Origin of the sequence: Flavobacterium sp. RSSA_27, assembly GCF_051547125.1 — a bacterium.
GTDB lineage: Bacteria > Bacteroidota > Bacteroidia > Flavobacteriales > Flavobacteriaceae > Flavobacterium.
In genome coordinates, this window is sequence record NZ_JBPTTN010000001.1 from 215,981 (window position 1) to 234,344 (window position 18,364).

Sequence of the window (18,364 nt, forward strand, 5' to 3'; positions counted from 1 at the left end):
ATAAAACATAAGATTCCGAAAAGAGAATTTGATATGAATTCAAAATCCATTAAACAGTATATACACGTATCAGAAATTGATAAAAAAGTAATGGTATATCATTTTGGAAATGGAGATCGAAAAGTTCTTTTAGTGCATGGATGGTCAGGTCGTGGTACACAATTGTGTAAAATTGCAGACGAATTAGTAAGACACAACTTTACCACTGTTAGTTTTGACGCTCCTGCTCATGGCAAATCTCCTGGAAAGACAAGTGTAATGAGCGATTTCATTGCCTCAATTTTAGAAATAAACAAACAGTTTGGTCCGTTTGAAGCGATAATTGGACATTCTTTAGGAGGAATGTCTGCATTAAATGCAATTAAAAAAGGGCTCAAAGTAAATAGTGCAACTATTATTGGAAGTGGAGATGTTGTTCAGGATATTATAGATGACTTTATTTCGAAATTAAAAATCAGTCCCAAAATCAGCATTCAACTTAGAACGTATTTTGAAACAAAATACAATGTGATTATGGATGATTTTTCAGCCTATAAAGCAGCTTCATCAATAGCTATCCCTATTCTTATAATTCATGATCAAAACGACACTGAAGTTCCTGTTACATCTGGTATACACATACATGAACATTGTAAAAATGGAACTCTTTTACTGACCAATAATCTGGGGCATCGTAAAATTTTAGGAGACAAAGAAGTGATTGAAACTATTATTGAGTTTGTCAATAAAAATCAGGCTAAGCATTCTTAATTTCAGGGCAAACGAATGAGTTTAAAATAATAAAAATTAGTCACAACCCGAGCTATAGCTAATTGGCGAAGCAATTATAACAACTAACACAAATTAGAATAGCTTAAATAGCCGAAATCTGCCAAAGTAAGATACGATTCTTGTCATTCAAATTTTAATATCACAAATAGCAGTGCTTGGTAGTGTCATTCTATCAAACACTTTTTTTTATCTTTGAAAATCAGCAAATCGCGGTAAACAAAATTAGCCAAGCTACAGTCATAGTTTTACCACTTTCTTTAAATTCGTAACGAAAAATAAGTGATGCTTTTGCTCTGAAGCAAAGCATTCTTAATTTGCTTGTTAACACAAAGTCAATATATCGATTATGGTATTACTCTTCCTCAGGAATTAGTCCTTCTTGATTATTTTTGGGTTTTTCAGGTAACTGTTTTTTGGATTTATTAAAGTTGATATAATCTGGTGTCAATGGGGAATCGTCTTCGATATGGTCATTTTTAGAAGGCGTATTAAGTTTGTGTTTTTTGAATAATTGTTGCACAAACTCTTTAAAAGTATCAAAATCAAGGTCGTAAGAAATACCCAAGCCTTGCGTATACCCGATTCCTTGTCCTATATAATTGATATCATTCTCTTTGTTAAATAATCGCAAGTTAAAATTACCAGACTCATTTACACGGTATAAAATTTCAACGTCTCCAATAATTGCAGACTCATTAACCCCTCCGAATGGCACACCCAATTTACCGTTTATAGTAATTCTTTCATTTAATTGAGAAGAAACAGTTGCTACAAATCGACCGTCTGTTTCTTGACCTGCTCTTCGATCTGCTGTAATTAAATTTACTCCAACTTTAAATTTATCATTATCAGATTTAATAATATCTCCAAACAAGCTTGAGGCAGTTTCAAAAAGACTGGTAGAAAAATCCGATTGATTTATCCCTTGTGGACTCAAAAAACTTCCAGAAGACAAAAGATAAAGTGCTTGAGTTTGACGGATGTCTTTATCGTTCAATTTATATTGAATTTCAGATTCCAAAACAGAACTCACAGTCGGAAAATCAATATTAAATTCAGGTTCAGGGCGCGCTAAATCACCATGAATTCCAACGACAACTTCTACAGGAACTTTGGTGTTAAAAGAAGAATTCTCTAATAATACTGATGGATTTGCAGTGGTCTTATATACGGCTTCAAGATTTAATTGTGCTTTCATCGGATTTCCTTCCCAAATAATGGAGCCTCCTTTTTTTACTGCAAATTTTTTGTCAATAATCCCTCCCCATTTAAAGTTGTAAGTCCCCTCATAAGCCTGAAAATCACCCCACATATTAAATTTACCTAAAGTATTAATTTTAAGTAGCAACGATCCAAAACCTTTGCCTTTCATGCCATGACCTGTGTTTCGATCTAGAATCACTTCTACTTCTGCATTGGGGTTAAGATTCAAATCAAATTCTAATTCTAGACCATTATAATTGTTAACATTCTCCAGAAGGCCTTTTTTAGCATTATTCTTTTCTGTTGCAGTTATAAAGCGAATAAAACCATTTTCACTAACGCTTTCTGCATTATTAATTGGAATTTTCACTGAGGTACCTTTTTCAGATTTAGCATCAACTTTAATGAAAAGGCCATTTACAGGTCCTTTAATTAAGGCATTCCCATCAATAAAAGCCGTCCCAAAATAAGCTGCATCTTCACTATCTTGCGTGTCTAAAGCCAAAAATCGTTTTGAAGCAATATTCAAATCTAACTTCCAATCCGAAAATTGATTATGTTCTACCACTCCATTTAATATCCCTTTAGTATTGTATTTTGTATCAAAAATGGAATTGTTTCGGAATAAAAATTTCTCATTCGTTAAATCTACTATTGTTCTGTCTACCAACTCATAATCCACTTTCAAATAAGGAATTGTCATTCCTGCACCTTCTAAATACAAACGCCCATTAATATCAGGTTTTGATAAAGTTCCTAGTATTTTAGTATTGCCTGATGCTAATCCTCTGATATTATTTACTACTTCGCCACCAACTGGACTTAAAAAAGCCAAATTAAATTTATCCAATTTAATATCTAAATCCAGAAAAGTTTGATCATTAATAACTTCAAAATGACCGTTGGTACTGAAGGATTCAAATCCATCATTTTCAAGATGAGAATGTATGGTAAATTTTTTAAGACTTTCATCCCCTTCTATATTGAAATTTAAGTCTCCGAAAAACACCTCATTTATTTTTAAGCGATCTACCGCTACTGAGGCAGTTGGTTTATATATTGCTCCATTTTGCTCATAATTTACTTGCCCATTGATATTACCATTAAAAGTAAATTGACTACTCGAAGGTGTTATTTTTTTCAAATCAACCCCTTTAAAATTAAGATGTAATTCCTTGTAGTTACTTCCTTTTATCAATCCTTTAAAATCAATCTCTTGATCTTCATGAGTCAAAATAATATCATTGAAAGCAAAATTATGTAGCGACTTATCAAAAATAATTTGATTGTTTTCAGAATCTACTGCATTAATATTCCATACATAATTTTTGAATGTAATATCAGATTTACTAAAACCAATAATGTTATTTTTATTTTTATCAATGGTATGATATAAATTAAGATTGAAAAGGTCTTCGCCATTGTTTCCTCCTTTAAATTCAGTTCTTATTTTTAAAGAATCTTTCATTGTAACATTGATCAAGCTAAAATCTCTAATTTTATACACCCCCGTTTTTATACTATCCAATTCGATAAAAGCATTAAATAAAGGGTTTTTGTTATCAATAGCCAATCGAACATTGTCTAAGGTTGTTCCTGCTGCTGTAATTTTATCAGAATTAAAATTTAATTTAAATTCGTTTTTGTCCGAGTTAATGATACCTTTTACTTTAGCTTCTGAAGCCAAAATAACTTCGGGCAATACCGCTTCTACTATCTTATTATAAATTGTGAAATCAAATTTCAAGTACTGACCTTTAATTACATTAATTGGTTTATAATTACCATAAAGACTTCCTAAAGAATTCTCAACTAGTCCAATTAATTGATTGAATCTAAATTTACCAATCACTTGACCTTGTCCCACATCGGATGAATTTATGGTAAGCGTGCGTTCATTTGTTGCATCAAAAACTGAGGAAATATGTACATCATCAAATGCATACACTTGTTTTGAATTCGTATACTTAGCATTTTTTATGTAGACATTTCCAAAAACAGTATCAATAGAATTACCTGTTGCCTCAAGATCAATAGTTGCTTTGAAGTTGGAAACCATTTCTTTGTCAAAATGCAATTGATGGAGATTGGCATTATCAATGGCAATATGAAAATCGTATTTGTTTTGCTTTCCGCTTAAATCTACTAAACCTTCAAAATCCAGCGCTAAATTCGGGTCTTTTATTGCGATTTTTCCTTTGTATAAAGGCAATTTAAAATGGCCATCCAAAACTAGATTGCTGTAGTTGTAATTATTATAACTAATTTTTGCAACAGTACCTTTTACATCGGTATCTAAGCTTTTTTGAGTAAAACCGACACCATCAATCGCTAGATTTAAAGTTGTTTGTCCCAAATCTTTCCGATCCAAAAACGAGCCTAGGTCAAAATTTAGCAAGTCAACGGTTCCTTTATAATTAGCAATATCAGATTGGTCCATATCCAAAATAACCAGATCTGAAGTAACCCCACCTATTGAGGTATTCATTTGAAACTTAGCCTCAATGTTTTGTGTTGTTAATTCGGTAGTACCTACTACATCAACTTTTCCTAATTTTTGTAGCATTTCGGGTAGGGTTTTACCCAAAACATTGGGCAAAATTGTAACCAAATCATCGTAACTAGTTGTCAATGATTCGAACTTTGCTTTCATATAAAACTCTTGCCCTTTTGTTGGGAATAAATTTTTGAAATTTATATTTCCAACTATTTTTGACCCATTTTTATCATTTAGCAATAGATTGGTTAATCGCAAATTATTTAAGGTTCCTTCGATTCTTGAACGAGCATTAAAGTAAAGATTTTGTCCTAATTCATTATAAAAATAGCGAATGTCATTCGAAGCAATTGTAGCTGATTTTAATTGAATATCGAAATTGACTTTATTGTTAAAGTCTGAAAAGTCTTCAATTTTATAATTCAATTGTACTTCACCTCTCAAAGTAGATTCTTTTGTTGCTAAGTTCAAATTTCGAAGACAAATTTGCTTTTTATTGTAACTAAATATGGAGCTAAGTTTTTTTACATATATCCCTCGATAGTCTTTAAATGAAAGGTGATTAATATTGGTACTTACCTCTGGTCCTATAATTTTAAAACTACTAATTTGCGCATTAATTTTAGTAAAATCGACATCCTTTGGATTTGCTCTATTTTCATCAGTCAATATAAAATGTCCGTTTGAAATAAAAACTTCTCGAGCCGTCATTAAAAAAGGTTTCGATGAAGGTTTTCCAGTTTCAAAAGCTTCAATAAATACATCCAAATTAGTATGCTTTTCTTTCTTATAGGTTTTTAAATTAAAAAGTAAACCTTCTAATCGAATCGTATTAAAAATTAAATCGCCATCAATAGCTTTTTTAATTTCGATAAGATTTGTTTTAATTCGATTAGAGTAAATCAAGGTATCTTTATGATGGTCTAAAATCACCACTTTTTTCAATTTTACACCACCAAAAATAGAAATCGCTACTTCATCAATAATTATTGAAGTCCCATAGGAAGTATTAATTTCATTCATTATTTTTTTGGCAAGACTTGTTTGCACAACGGGTAAGGAAAGCGCAATTCCTACTAATAAAAGTAGTAGCAAAAGTGCCAATGCGGAACGTAATAGTATTTTTCTAATTTTTATGATAACTGAATTATTAAGTATTCTAAATGGTTACAAAATTATGCATGAAAATTTAAGAAGTGATATCCTTTATAAAACTATAAATCTAATGACTTCAATCGCCATTTCATAAAAAATAGCTAATTTTGACCAAGCGGTAAAAATAAAGAATTTTACGACTATACAATCTAATTTAATTTAAAATTTGTCCCTTCTTATGCAAAATCAAGACGTTTTTATTCTTGCTATTGAAAGCTCTTGTGATGATACCGCAGCAGCGGTTCTTTATAACGACAAAGTCTTATCAAATGTTGTGGCCAATCAACTCATACATAATCAATACGGAGGTGTAGTTCCAGAATTGGCATCAAGAGCACATCAACAAAATATAGTTCCCGTCATTGATGCTGCGTTAAAAAAAGCCAATATTACCAAAGAACAACTGTCAGCCATTGCCTTCACCCAAGGTCCTGGATTGATGGGATCTTTACTTGTAGGAAGTTCTTTTGCTAAATCTATGGCCACAGCGCTGTCCATTCCTTTGATTGCTGTAAACCACATGCATGCTCATATTTTGGCTCATTTTATTGAAGAAGAAGGGTATGAAAAGCCAAAATTTCCTTTTTTGGCTTTAACCATAAGTGGAGGTCATACCCAGATAGTGCGTGTTGACGGATTTTTTGACATGACCATTATCGGAGAAACTACCGATGATGCTGTAGGAGAAGCATTTGACAAAAGTGCAAAAATACTAGGATTACCTTATCCTGGAGGACCATTAGTAGATAAACTAGCACAATCTGGTAATCCTAAAGCCTATACATTTACCAAGCCTAAAGTTGCTGGATTGGATTTTAGTTTTTCAGGATTGAAAACAGCTATATTGTATTTTATTCAAAAGCATCAAAAAGAAAATCCGAACTTTATTGAAGAAAACAAAAATGACATTTGTGCTTCTATACAATATACTATCATTGCTATTTTGATGGACAAGCTGAAACAAGCCGTCAAAGAAACAGGAATAAAGCAAGTAGCTATTGGTGGTGGTGTCTCTGCCAACTCGGGAATTAGAACTACTTTACAAGAAGCAGAAAAAAAATACGGTTGGAAAACCTTCATTCCCAAATTTGAATACACTACAGACAATGCCGCAATGATAGGAATAGTAGGTTATCAAAAATATTTATCGCAACATTTTGAAGCTGCTTCTGTTGTTTCAAAAGCAAGAATCCCATTTTAATATGCAATTATTTTACAATTCCTCGATAAACGAAAACAGTACTTCTTTTGTATTTGACAAAGAAGAAAGCAAACATATCATTAAAGTTCTACGTAAAAAAGATGGCGATATTCTATTTGTTACCAATGGATTAGGGTATTTGTTTAAAACCGCAATCACTTTGGCTTCAGATAGCAAATGCAACGTTTCTATTTTGTCTTTCGAAAAAATTGCACCTTCTCCCCATCCTTTGCACTTGGCAGTTGCGCCAACCAAAATGAACGATCGTTATGAATGGTTTCTAGAAAAAGCTACTGAAATTGGTATTCAAGAAATAACCCCAATCATTTGTGACCGCTCTGAAAGAAAAGTGATCAATAAAGAACGATTTGAAAAGATAATCTTGACAGCAATGAAGCAATGTAATACTTGCTATTTACCCAAATTGAATGAGGCGATTTCATTTAAAGACTTCATAAAACAAGAACACGATGGGTCTTTATTGATTGCACATTGTGAAGAAACCGATAAAAAATCATTAAAATCTGTTTTAAAAAAGAATACAAAAACAACCCTACTTATTGGTCCTGAGGGAGATTTTTCTGAAAAGGAAATTGAAACTGCACTAGCCAATAACTATATTGCTGTGACATTAGGCAAAACTAGGTTAAGAACAGAAACAGCGGCTGTTGTAGCCTGCCATAGTGTAGCTTTTTTTAATGAATAACAATATTTGAGATAAATTCTCTTTTAACAATTTTGATAATGATAAAACCTCTTTTATTATTTATTTTTTTAATTTCTTTCGGAAGCAATGCGCAAGAAATTGCATTACTAAAATACAATGGCGGAGGAGATTGGTATGCTAATCCCACCTCCTTGCCCAATTTGATACGATTTTGCAATAGCAACATCAATACCAAAATAAAAACCAAACCGGCTACTGTTGAGCCCAATAGCCCAGATTTATTTTCCTATCCATTTATACACATGACAGGACACGGAAATGTTGTTTTCAATGATTCGGAAGCAGAGAATTTAAAAAAATATCTTGAAGCGGGTGGCTTTTTGCACATTGATGATAATTATGGAATGGATCAATACATTAGAAAAGAAATAAAAAAATTATTTCCTAATTATGATTTGGTTGAGATACCTTCTAGTCATCCAATTTTCCAAAAACCCTTTGTTTTCAGTTCTGGCTTGCCAAAGATTCACGAACACGATGGCAAAAGACCTCAAGCCTACGGAATATTTATAGCCAATCGTTTAGTGTTACTTTATACCTACGAATGTGATTTAGGCGACGGCTGGGAAGATGCCGAAGTAAACAATGACCCAATAGAAGTTCGACAAAAAGCACTAAAAATGGGCGCAAACATCATTAATTTTATTTTCAATAATTAAAAAAAAGAACATAATTAAAAAATAGTACCAATATTATTAATCTAAACCTTTTTCTCAATAATTATTTATTCAATCACCCAATATACAAAGTAATAAAGTAAAGATATTTCTTATTTATTTTTTATACAACCCTGCAACTAACTCATCTTAAACTAAATGAGAAATTTATACACTAAATTTCATTTATGTCAATAAAATCAGGCTCTAGAACACGTTTAAAATAAATTCAGCCGCCCAAAGCATTGTTTATCAACATATTATTTTACTCTTTTTAGATAAAAATAATTGGAAGTTTAAAAAATATGTTATAAAATTGTTAAAGAATTAACCAAATTAACTATTTTATAACAATTAACAATTTTCAATTATGAAAAAAATTTTATTAAGTGCAAGCTTATTATTAATGCTCTTTTCTTGTCAGAATGAAGAAACTTTAAACACAAACTCTAATGGACAAGCTGTTGCTAGAAGAGGATGTGCTACCAACGAAGTATTTCAAGCACAGTTAGCAGCTGATCCTTCTTTGGCTGTAAGAATGAACCAAATTGAAGAATTTACCCAAAAAGCAAGAGTAACTGGTAGATTAGTAAATGGGAAAGTAGTTATCCCTGTAGTAGTAAATGTATTATACCGCACTGCAGCTGAAAATATTTCAGATGCCTTAATTCAATCCCAAATAGATGTATTGAACAAAGATTTTACTGCTACAAATTCAGATTTTTCAAGTACTCCAGCACTATTTGCAGGGGTAGCTGCTAATGTAGGTATCACTTTTGAATTGGTGACTATTAACCGTAAGGCAACCACAAAAACTTCTTGGGGAACTAGAGATGCAATGAAGAAATCAAAGCAAGGAGGTATTGACCCTACTTCGCCATCAAATACATTAAACTTATGGGCTTGTACCATTGGTGGAGGTATTTTAGGATACGCACAATTTCCAGGAGGATCCGCTTCCACTGATGGGGTAGTAATAGACTCTAAATACTTTGGAGTTACTAGTGACTCTGGACCAAGTTATCCCTATAATTTAGGAAGAACAGCTAGCCATGAAGTAGGTCACTGGATGAACCTAAGACACATTTGGGGTGACGCAACTTGTGGAAGTGATTTAGTTTCTGATACACCTACACATGACTCTGCTAACTACGGAGTTCCAACTTATCCACATTTAAGTACTTGTACTGGAACACCTGTTGAAATGACAATGAACTATATGGATTATACAGACGATAGAGGAATGTACATGTTTACAAACGGACAAAAAGCTAGAATGGCTGCCCTTTTCATAAGCGGAGGTGCTAGAGCTGGATTCGGAATATAATCTTAAATAAATAATTAAAATCAAAACTCGCTTCAACAAGCGAGTTTTTTTTATATTTATAAGCTAAATCGAGAACCATTTATGATCACATCAAAACTAATTGCTAACGGTATTCTAAGAGCCATTATACTACTTTTAGTATCTGCGATTGGCCTCTATTTTTTGTATCAAATTCAAATCGTATTAATTTATATTCTAGTTTCGATTATATTGACTTTGATAGGCAATCCCATAGTAGATTTTTTTAAAAAGAGATTGAAATTTTCGCATACACTAGCAACCCTTTGCACTATTAGTATTTTTATTGCCATGATATTTGGACTTCTCATTCTATTTGTCCCTCTGATAAGTTCTCAAAGTCAAAATTTATCCTTGTTAAACACTTCAGAAATAGAAAAAAATGCTATTGCTCTGATCAATCAAATGAATATTTTTTTAGAAAGTCATCATATCAACCCCAAAAAAATCTTTAACTTTAATGCGATGGCTTCCAAAATAAATTTTGGGATAATTCCAAATTTTTTAAATTCATTGTTATCCACAATAAGCAGTTTTGGCATGGGCTTAGCCTCAGTAGTTTTTATTACTTTTTTCTTTTTAAAAGATCGCGTTTTGTTTTTGAAGGGTGCAAGAAGATTAATCCCTGACAGTCATGAAGAGCAAATACTTAATTCATTCGAAAAAATTAACCATTTGCTTTCGAGGTATTTTATTGGATTATTGCTACAATTGTTTATTGTATTCATTTTATACTTGGTGGTTTTGCTAATTTTTGGAATCCCTAATGCGTTCATCATTGCTTTTTTGTGCGCTGTATTAAACGTAATTCCTTATTTAGGCCCATTAATCGCATCTGTTTTAGCAGCAATACTTACTATGATTAGTCATTTAGGTGAAAATTTTCAAACCGAAATACTCCCTGCAACTATCTCTGTTCTTATTGGTTTTTGGGTGGTTCAACTTATCGATAACAATCTTTCTCAACCCATAATATTTTCAAAGAGTGTAAGTTCTCATCCACTAGAAATATTTTTAATTATTCTTATAGCTGGATTTTTATTTGGAATTTTAGGAATGGTGATTGCTGTACCCTTTTATACTATTTTGAAAGTAATTGGAAAAGAATTTTTTCCTGAAAATAAAATCATTCAATTGTTAACCAAAGATCTTTACTCTTGAATTTAGAAATTTTACATGTTGATGTTCAGAATTTTATCAACGATCAACTACAACAAAACTTTGCAAAAGTAGCTTTTCAAAAAAACCCTTTCCCATCCATAGAATGGCTTGCCATTTTGAATCAAATTGAAAGTAAAACGAAAGCCAAAGAAAAATTACCTACTTGGTTTGCAACAAAAAACATCCTTTATCCACCAAAAATATCCATTGAACAAACGTCTTCAGAGATTACCGCTCGCTATAAATCAAATTTAATATCGGGGACAACATTAATTGATTTGACTGGAGGTTTTGGGGTTGATGATTTTTATTTTTCCAAGAAATTCAAAACCGTCGTTCATTGTGAAATCAATGCCGAGCTTTCAGCAATTTCAGCCCACAATTTCAAACAATTAAACGCTTTAAATATCGAATGTAAAATTGGAGACAGTGACCTTTTTTTAAAGCAAACCGATCAAGTTTGGGATTGGATTTATATTGATCCTTCAAGGCGAAACGAAAGCAAGGGAAAAGTCTTTATGCTCAAAGACTGTCTGCCCAACGTTCCTGAAAACATAGATTTTTATTTTTCTAAATCAAATGCTATTTTGATAAAAACGGCTCCACTGTTGGATATTTCAGCAGGATTATCTGAATTAAAAAATGTAAAAACTATTCACATCATCGCTTTAAACAATGAAGTAAAAGAACTTTTGTGGGAACTAAAAAAAGACTATACTGGAAATGTTACAATAAAAACGGTAAATAGTACTAAAGAAACCGAAGAAAAATTTGAAATTCCTAAAAACGATAGTGTTGCTAACTATGGGGTGCCAGAAGTATACTTATATGAACCCAACAGTGCAATCATGAAATCTGGGGCATTTAATGCGATAAGCACATCTTTCAATTTGAACAAATTACATGCTCACTCCCATTTATACACCAATACTGAACTTATAGAATTTCCTGGAAGAAGATTTAAAATAGACCAACAATTAAACTACAATAAAACAGCACTTAAAAACATCTTAGCCCATCAAAAAGCAAACATTACTACTCGAAATTTTCCAGAAAGTGTAGAAAACATCAGAAAAAAATGGAAAATAAAAGAAGGCGGAAACATTTATTGTTTTTTTACTACTGATGTAAATAACCATAAAATAGTTTTAATTTGCACCAAAATTTAAAATCCATGAAGCATTTACTACTTTCTTTTTTTGCATTACTTCACTTTTCACTATTGGCACAAAAAAATTGCGAATACAGTACAAACATTACTGATTCTATTGGTTCCTATAAAGTAACTAAAGAATACATGATAAGTGAAAAAAATTTCGCTGGAACGGCAAGTTATATTTTCTTTTCATTAGCCTTAACTGATGGTGTTCCCACTTTAAATGTACAATTGATTCAAAAAAGCAAAGGGTTTATAAAAGCCAATTGTTTCGACAAAAATTCCAAATTATTTCTTCAATTAAATGACGGAAACATCATCTCATTAATTCATAAAGATCAAGAAAATTGCGGAACCTTACTACGAGATGACAAAGGATTTGACAATAGAGTTACCACTGGAGAATTTTATTTTTTAAAAGACAGCTTCGAAAAGTTAAAAAACTCTCCTTTATCAATAATGAGAATAAAATACTTGACAGATGTTGAAGATTATATTATCAAAAAGGAATTTACCTCTGAATTAAACACTACTATTTATCATCCGGATAGTTATTTTATAAAAAACATTTCTTGTATAGAAAACTAATCGCAACTCCATTTTGTATTGGCTACTTTGTCGGTCAATCCAGCTACCAAATTATAATGCCACCATTCAGAATCAAAAGCTTTGAATCCATTTTGTAGCATTATTTTTTTTAGCATTTTACGATTATCCATAATTTTCTTATCGGTAAATGGATAATCGTGACTTGCTTCTTTACCGAAAAAATCAAAAGGAGTTCCCATAGCAACTTCTTGCCCATCTAGGCTTACTAAAGTTATATCAACTGCTCCTCCTCTATTGTGTATGGAGCCTTTAGCAGGATCAGCCACATAGATAGGATTAGGTACCAGTGCCCACATTTTCTTCTGAATATCTAATGGCCGATAGCAATCAAACAACTTAATTCTATACCCTTTTTTAATAAACTTTTCATTGGCTTTAAGTAGCGCTTTAACCGTTTTCCAACGCAAAAAACAGGCTGCACAATCATACACCTTAGCTTTCAAAAAATTATCGGCTGTAGCATATTTCATGTCGTATACAAACCCATCACTGAAATCACTTAATTTGACAAATGTTGTGTCTGAAATTGATTTTTGGGCTATAGTTTTTTCTACGTCTTGCAGCGCTTGAGATTGACTAAAAAGACCTGAAGTTAAAAAAAAAGTAAAAAAAGTGGTTAAAAGTGTAAATCGCATACTCAAATTTATTTGTTTAAACCCAGAATCCGTAATAGACTTCGTAGCAAAACTGAATTGTTCAATAAAAGCATGAGCTCACGGACTATTTTTGAAGAAGTAATACTTTTGTATTTTGAATTTAAAAACAGGAGTAAGCTCTTGGTTTTGAAGAAGAAATTCATTCACTGAACTCCACTAAAAAATATAAAAATAGTAAAGTAATTTAGTTGTAGTAAATTTCTAATGTGGAATCTGGGTTAAATGTAGAAAGATTTTCCTTGATTCCCTAATTCTGTCAAGGATAGTAACGCAAAGCCCGTAAAGGAAGCCGTTCTTTTTATAAAACAAACCCAAAAAGAGCGACCAACCGAAGCTCCTTTTGGGGTTATGTTTTATGAACGGGTTCCTGCGGACTTGTAGTGGATAGCCTGCCCGGACAGCCAAATCGTTTTACAAATTCTAAAGTATAAAATACCTATCTTTAAGACTAGGTATTGTTATTTGGAAAATTCTACTTTTTTTAATTTCTCCCAACCGCCGCGTGTGAAGTCAGGGATTTGAACAGGAGCTGAGTTATTTTCTAACGACAGCTCTGTGAGTGGTGCTAAACAGGACCACTCGGCCAAATCGTATACGTCCATATCTAGCGGCAATCCGTTTTGCAAACAATAAATCAAACGATAATCCATGATGTAATCCATTCCGCCGTGCCCTCCTACTTTCTTAGCTTTTTCTTCGATATCGATTACAATTGGGTTTTTGTACTTTTTCATTAACGCTTCTTTTACTTCTTTGGGTACGAAACTATGGGCGTTTAAATTTTCATGATTTGGCGCTACCTCTTTGTCTAGGTTTTTAGAATCCAAAGCATAGCCTTCTAATGGATATTTGTTGGCAAACCCTTTGGTACCCGTTAATTGATACATTCTTGAATAAGGTCTTGGGTTAGCCACATCGTGTTGAATCTGAATGGTTTTTCCTTTTTCGGTGCGAATCATGGTCATAGTATGATCACCATTGCGAAAATCTTTCAACTCTTGTCCTTTGGTTTCTTTTATGAATGCTGGAATCCCCACTGCTTTGGTATCCATAGACACTAAATAATTCATTTTGTCGCCACGATGAATGTTCAACGCCAAACAGGCAGGCCCCATACCATGAGTTGCATAAATATCGCCACGGTGTTTGGTATTGTAATCTAAGCGCCAATTGTTCCAATATTCACCCCAAAAAGGTTCTAAATTATGAATATAAGCACCTTCAGCATGTAAAATTTCACCAAAAAGGCCTTGTTGCACCATATTCAATGTGGTCAATTCAAAAAAGTCGTAGACACAATTTTCTAACTGCATGCAATGTTTTCGGGTTTTCTCGGAGGTGTTGATTAAATCCCAAATTTCGTCCATCGTCATGGCTCCAGGTACTTCAATCGCAACGTTTTTACCATCTTTCATAGCTTGTACTCCCATTTGTGCATGATGTTTCCAGTCGGTAGCAATGTACACCAAATCAACATTAGGAAGCGCTGTAACTTGACGCCAAGCGTTTTCATTGCCAAAAAATTCTTTGGCTTTTGGGAAACCATTTTTTACTAAAGTTTCGTTGGATGCTTTTGTATTGGATTCGAGCATATCACAAAGTGCCACTATTTCTACCCCAGGTATTTGAGTCATGCGCTCTACTGCTCCTGAACCTCTCATTCCTAAGCCAATAAAAGCCACCCTTACTGTTGGGATTGGTGCAATGGCTAAACGCAATACATCGGTTTGCCCTTTGGGGCGTTTGGGAGTCGGTGTTTTTATCATTTGCGCAGTAGCATGCGTCCATCCTAGAAAAAGACAAAAAACAAGAATAAAATTAATACAACGCGTTTTCATAATGGTTTATAGTTAGTGGATTTTTAGTAAAATTATATAGCAATACCTTCTGAAATGTAAGTAAAAGAACTGTTTTAGATTTCAATTCAGCATAAATATTCCATTCAAAAAAAATTTAAAAAAAGAAGTTAGTTCATACTCTAAAATAAGATCCTGAAATGAAATATAGCAGTCAAAATAATGAGTTAGCAACTAATATACAATTCAAGTTGCAAAAAAACGTGGAATAATTAGTGCGACTATTCCAATTCAAACAATGAACCAATAGTAATTTTTTGCATGGACTTTAGTGTTTCCTCCCGAACAGAAATCAATCCATGACGCAAGTGGCAGGTTGCTTCATTTTTACAATCCGAACAGGGTTCATAAAAATTTAATGAAGCACAAGGTAATAAAGCAATAGCGCCATCAAATAACCGATGTACATCGGCTAAGGTAATATCATGTTTGGACTTCAAAAGGTAATACCCTCCTAATTTACCTTGTTTGCTACCTACAAAATGGGCCCTTTTTAAATCTAATAGAATTTGTTCTAAAAATTTTTTAGGAATATTGGCTCCTTCAGAAATAGCAAAAGTTTTGGCAATTTCCCCTTCTTTTTGTTGTGCCAAATAAAGAAGTGCTTTTAAAGCATATTTTGTTTTTTGTGAAAGCATCGAATAGTTTTCTGCTAAAATACAAAAAAACTACTACTACCGTAAAAATTACTTATTCGGTGCAGAGCAAACGCACCATTTATTTTTTGCCACAAATCGCACTACTACTCACTAATTTTGTGATACTAAAATTTGAATGACACAAATTTTATTTTCCATTGACAAATTTGTGGTAGTTTGTGTAATTGCTTCACCTATTCGATCGTTCGGGTTGTGGCTAATTTTTATTTTTTTAAACTCATGTGCTTGCCCTGAAATTTAGAATTTTTAGCTTTTTTTTCCGCTTTCAATTCAATAAAAATCATTTGGGATATAGAAAAAGTGTCGTAAAAAACAACCTTTTTTCTATATCCCAAATTTAATTCAGATGGTAAAACAATTGAACTACAAAGCGACATAGGTAATACAAAATAAAGAAAACCACCAAACCTGCAAGTGCAATAGCAATAGAATTGATCACAATATTTGGAATCAATCGCCATCGATGCGGCACATACTTAGGCTCACGACTCAATTGTTCCTGTAACTTATTGGTCACTATTTTTAGTTTCTTTTTGATAAGGCACTTAATGATTTATTTCTCCAATGCTCGAATGTAATTTACTAATTGCCAACGTTGATCTTCTGTCAAAAGTTCTTCATAAGATGCCATTGGAGGTTTTCCGTTGGTTAATTTCCAAAAAATCACACCATCGGATTCATTTTTCACTTTAAAGGCCAAAAAATTGGCAGGTTTTTTATCTAATGTTAGTCCTGCTTCCCCATTACCTTTTCCTTTAATTCCGTGGCACAGCACACACATTTGTTCATAAATACGTTTTCCTTCAGCGGTTGCTTTAGTATTTCCTTTGAAAGGATTCTTGAAGGCATCTGCAGATTTTGGAGCTTTCCAATCTGAATCCTGTGCAGAAGCAAATTGACCTCCAATAATAAATAAAACCACAACTAATAAATAAGAAAAATTGGTTTTCATAGCGAAATCGATTTAGTATTATTAGTCAAATTTATAACAAATAACACACGAAAAGACTGATAAATATCATTAAAATTAAAATTTGCAATAAATTATACCATTTTAGCACAAAAAAGGGTAAAAAAAAACGCCTTAATACTATGTATAAGACGTTTATCTATTTTTATTTTTTTTAAAGAATGTAATCTGTATTGATAAAATTGGATTCTTTGCTATTTAATAAATCTTGCAGAATCGCATTATTGTAAGCATTATCTTTTGAAGCGACAAAAGTTCTTATCGAGAACGAGCGCAACGCATCATGAATACTCAATGTGGCAACAGCAGAATCTTTTCGTCCTGTAAAAGGGAACACGTCTGGACCTCTTTGACAAGAGCTATTTAAGTTTACTCTACAAACCAAATTGACTAAAGTATCAATTAGTGGCGCAATGGTTTTGATGTCTTTTCCAAACAAACTTACTTGCTGTCCGTAATTGGATTCCGCCATATCATTTAACGGTTCTTGAATGTCTTTGAAAGTCAAAATAGGAACGATTGGTCCAAATTGCTCTTCATGATACACTCTCATGTCTTTATTTACTGGAAACACAACTGCTGGAAAAATTGAATTTTCGGTTTTTTGTCCACCTTTCGCATTGATAACTTTTGCCCCTTTGGCAATAGCGTCATCAATTAATTCTTGAATATAATTGGGTTTTTCTACTTCTGGAAGTGGTGTAAGCATCACGCCTTCTTCCCATGGATTTCCGAATTTTAATTCGTCAACTTTTGCTGCAAAACGCGTATTAAATTCATTGGCAATCGATTCGTGAACATACAATACTTTCAAAGCAGTACAACGTTGTCCATTGAAAGAAAGTGCACCGGTAATACATTCTTGAATTGCTAAATCCAAATCGGCATCAGGTAAAATGATGGCAGGATTTTTGGCTTCTAATCCCAAAATCAAACGCAAGCGGTTTTTATTTGGGTGCTGATCTTGTAGAGCAATAGCCGATTTACTGTTACCTATCAAGGCCAATAAATCTACTTTTCCAGATTGCATTACAGGAGTAGCTACCTCTCTCCCTCGTCCGTATAAAATATTGATGGCTCCTTTTGGAAAACTACTTCTGAAGGCTTCTAATAAAGGAGAAATCAATAAAACACCGTGTTTTGCAGGCTTAAAAATTACTGGATTTCCCATAATCAAAGCGGGAATCAGCAATGAAAAGGTTTCATTTAAAGGATAATTGTAAGGACCTAAACATAGTACAACGCCTAGTGGACCACGACGTACCATAGCATTAATTCCTTGTACTTTTGAAAAATGAGCACTACGACTGTTTAATTCTTTCAAACTTTCGATGGTGTCATAAATGTATTCAACGGTTCTGTCAAATTCTTTTTCGGAATCACCTAAAGTTTTTCCGATTTCCCACATCAACAATTTCACCACTTCTTCTCTTGTTGATTTCATTTGAGAAACGAAGTTTTCCATGCATTTGATTCTATCTGCTACTTTCATGGTAGGCCATAGCCCTTGACCATTATTATAAGCGGCATGAGCTGCTTCTACAGCTTCTAAAGCTTCTGTTTCACCCATAAATGGGATAGAGCCTAATAGAGTTGGGGCATAATCTGCAGTTGAGGAAATAGTGGAGTATACTGGTGTTGTTTTTCCTGTCCACTTTTTCAACTCTCCATTTACGAGATAAGTATGTTGATTGACAAGAGTATGTATTTGATATTCTTGAGGTATTACTTCCATTAATTAA

At 32.9% G+C, this 18,364-nt stretch carries 15 protein-coding genes; 8 read left to right on the forward strand and 7 right to left on the reverse strand.

Annotated elements, in window-relative coordinates:
• Window positions 1-33 precede the first annotated feature (33 nt).
• Window positions 34-750, forward strand: coding sequence for an alpha/beta hydrolase (locus ACSVH5_RS00935; protein WP_438059587.1), 717 nt, complete (start codon window positions 34-36; stop codon window positions 748-750).
• A 373-nt stretch (window positions 751-1,123) separates the two neighbouring features.
• Here the strand turns inward: ACSVH5_RS00935 and ACSVH5_RS00940 are convergent, their stop codons facing one another.
• Window positions 1,124-5,494 (reverse strand): translocation/assembly module TamB domain-containing protein, encoded by a 4,371-nt coding sequence (locus ACSVH5_RS00940; RefSeq protein ID WP_438059588.1) that lies wholly within the window; start codon window positions 5,492-5,494, stop codon window positions 1,124-1,126.
• A gap of 310 nt (window positions 5,495-5,804) precedes the next feature.
• Between ACSVH5_RS00940 and tsaD the strand changes: the two genes are divergently transcribed.
• From tsaD to ACSVH5_RS00975, 7 genes are all read left to right on the forward strand, one after another.
• Window positions 5,805-6,827 (forward strand): tRNA (adenosine(37)-N6)-threonylcarbamoyltransferase complex transferase subunit TsaD, encoded by a 1,023-nt coding sequence (gene tsaD / locus ACSVH5_RS00945; RefSeq protein WP_438059589.1) that lies wholly within the window; start codon window positions 5,805-5,807, stop codon window positions 6,825-6,827.
• Between the two features lies 1 nt (window position 6,828).
• Entirely contained in the window at window positions 6,829-7,533 is a 705-nt protein-coding gene (locus ACSVH5_RS00950; RefSeq protein WP_438059590.1) for a 16S rRNA (uracil(1498)-N(3))-methyltransferase, read from the forward strand.
• Window positions 7,534-7,571: 38 nt separating this feature from the next.
• Window positions 7,572-8,213, forward strand: coding sequence for a DUF4159 domain-containing protein (locus ACSVH5_RS00955; RefSeq protein WP_438059591.1), 642 nt, complete (start codon window positions 7,572-7,574; stop codon window positions 8,211-8,213).
• A gap of 367 nt (window positions 8,214-8,580) precedes the next feature.
• Window positions 8,581-9,537 (forward strand): zinc metalloprotease, encoded by a 957-nt coding sequence (locus tag ACSVH5_RS00960; RefSeq protein ID WP_438059592.1) that lies wholly within the window; start codon window positions 8,581-8,583, stop codon window positions 9,535-9,537.
• An 81-nt stretch (window positions 9,538-9,618) separates the two neighbouring features.
• Window positions 9,619-10,716 (forward strand): AI-2E family transporter, encoded by a 1,098-nt coding sequence (locus ACSVH5_RS00965; protein ID WP_438059593.1) that lies wholly within the window; start codon window positions 9,619-9,621, stop codon window positions 10,714-10,716.
• A complete protein-coding gene (locus ACSVH5_RS00970) occupies window positions 10,713-11,885 on the forward strand; it encodes a THUMP-like domain-containing protein (RefSeq protein ID WP_438059594.1) in 1,173 nt (390 codons plus the stop codon). The genes ACSVH5_RS00965 and ACSVH5_RS00970 overlap by 4 nt, the downstream gene beginning before the upstream one ends.
• 5 nt (window positions 11,886-11,890) lie before the next feature.
• On the forward strand, window positions 11,891-12,460 hold the full coding sequence (locus ACSVH5_RS00975; protein ID WP_438059595.1) for a hypothetical protein: 570 nt from the start codon (window positions 11,891-11,893) through the stop codon (window positions 12,458-12,460).
• Here the strand turns inward: ACSVH5_RS00975 and ACSVH5_RS00980 are convergent.
• The 6 genes from ACSVH5_RS00980 to ACSVH5_RS01005 all read right to left on the reverse strand — a co-directional run bounded on the left by ACSVH5_RS00980 (window position 12,457) and on the right by ACSVH5_RS01005 (window position 18,357).
• Window positions 12,457-13,116, reverse strand: a complete 660-nt coding sequence (locus tag ACSVH5_RS00980) for a M15 family metallopeptidase (RefSeq protein ID WP_438059596.1) — start codon at window positions 13,114-13,116, stop codon at window positions 12,457-12,459. The two genes, ACSVH5_RS00975 and ACSVH5_RS00980, sit on opposite strands and share 4 nt — an antisense overlap.
• Window positions 13,117-13,595: 479 nt before the next feature.
• Window positions 13,596-14,975: a Gfo/Idh/MocA family protein gene (locus ACSVH5_RS00985; protein WP_438059597.1), complete on the reverse strand. Its 1,380-nt coding sequence runs from the start codon at window positions 14,973-14,975 to the stop codon at window positions 13,596-13,598.
• A gap of 239 nt (window positions 14,976-15,214) precedes the next feature.
• Window positions 15,215-15,631, reverse strand: a complete 417-nt coding sequence (locus tag ACSVH5_RS00990) for an RrF2 family transcriptional regulator (RefSeq protein WP_438059598.1) — start codon at window positions 15,629-15,631, stop codon at window positions 15,215-15,217.
• A 358-nt stretch (window positions 15,632-15,989) separates the two neighbouring features.
• Window positions 15,990-16,169, reverse strand: coding sequence for a hypothetical protein (locus ACSVH5_RS00995; RefSeq protein WP_438059599.1), 180 nt, complete (start codon window positions 16,167-16,169; stop codon window positions 15,990-15,992).
• A gap of 36 nt (window positions 16,170-16,205) precedes the next feature.
• Window positions 16,206-16,604, reverse strand: a complete 399-nt coding sequence (locus ACSVH5_RS01000; RefSeq protein ID WP_438059600.1) for a c-type cytochrome — start codon at window positions 16,602-16,604, stop codon at window positions 16,206-16,208.
• Window positions 16,605-16,776: 172 nt separating this feature from the next.
• Window positions 16,777-18,357 (reverse strand): NADP-dependent glyceraldehyde-3-phosphate dehydrogenase, encoded by a 1,581-nt coding sequence (locus ACSVH5_RS01005; RefSeq protein ID WP_438059601.1) that lies wholly within the window; start codon window positions 18,355-18,357, stop codon window positions 16,777-16,779.
• Window positions 18,358-18,364: the final 7 nt, after the last annotated feature.

Bases quoted from the DNA above. Each gene is read 5' to 3' on its own strand.
- ACSVH5_RS00935 (WP_438059587.1), top strand. From the start codon at position 34: ATGAATTCAAAATCCATTAAACAGTATATACACGTATCAGAAATTGAT.
- ACSVH5_RS00940 (WP_438059588.1), bottom strand. From the start codon at position 5,494: ATGAATGAAATTAATACTTCCTATGGGACTTCAATAATTATTGATGAA.
- tsaD (WP_438059589.1), top strand. From the start codon at position 5,805: ATGCAAAATCAAGACGTTTTTATTCTTGCTATTGAAAGCTCTTGTGAT.
- ACSVH5_RS00950 (WP_438059590.1), top strand. From the start codon at position 6,829: ATGCAATTATTTTACAATTCCTCGATAAACGAAAACAGTACTTCTTTT.
- ACSVH5_RS00955 (WP_438059591.1), top strand. From the start codon at position 7,572: ATGATAAAACCTCTTTTATTATTTATTTTTTTAATTTCTTTCGGAAGC.
- ACSVH5_RS00960 (WP_438059592.1), top strand. From the start codon at position 8,581: ATGAAAAAAATTTTATTAAGTGCAAGCTTATTATTAATGCTCTTTTCT.
- ACSVH5_RS00965 (WP_438059593.1), top strand. From the start codon at position 9,619: ATGATCACATCAAAACTAATTGCTAACGGTATTCTAAGAGCCATTATA.
- ACSVH5_RS00975 (WP_438059595.1), top strand. From the start codon at position 11,891: ATGAAGCATTTACTACTTTCTTTTTTTGCATTACTTCACTTTTCACTA.
- ACSVH5_RS00980 (WP_438059596.1), bottom strand. From the start codon at position 13,116: ATGCGATTTACACTTTTAACCACTTTTTTTACTTTTTTTTTAACTTCA.
- ACSVH5_RS00985 (WP_438059597.1), bottom strand. From the start codon at position 14,975: ATGAAAACGCGTTGTATTAATTTTATTCTTGTTTTTTGTCTTTTTCTA.
- ACSVH5_RS00990 (WP_438059598.1), bottom strand. From the start codon at position 15,631: ATGCTTTCACAAAAAACAAAATATGCTTTAAAAGCACTTCTTTATTTG.
- ACSVH5_RS01000 (WP_438059600.1), bottom strand. From the start codon at position 16,604: ATGAAAACCAATTTTTCTTATTTATTAGTTGTGGTTTTATTTATTATT.
- ACSVH5_RS01005 (WP_438059601.1), bottom strand. From the start codon at position 18,357: ATGGAAGTAATACCTCAAGAATATCAAATACATACTCTTGTCAATCAA.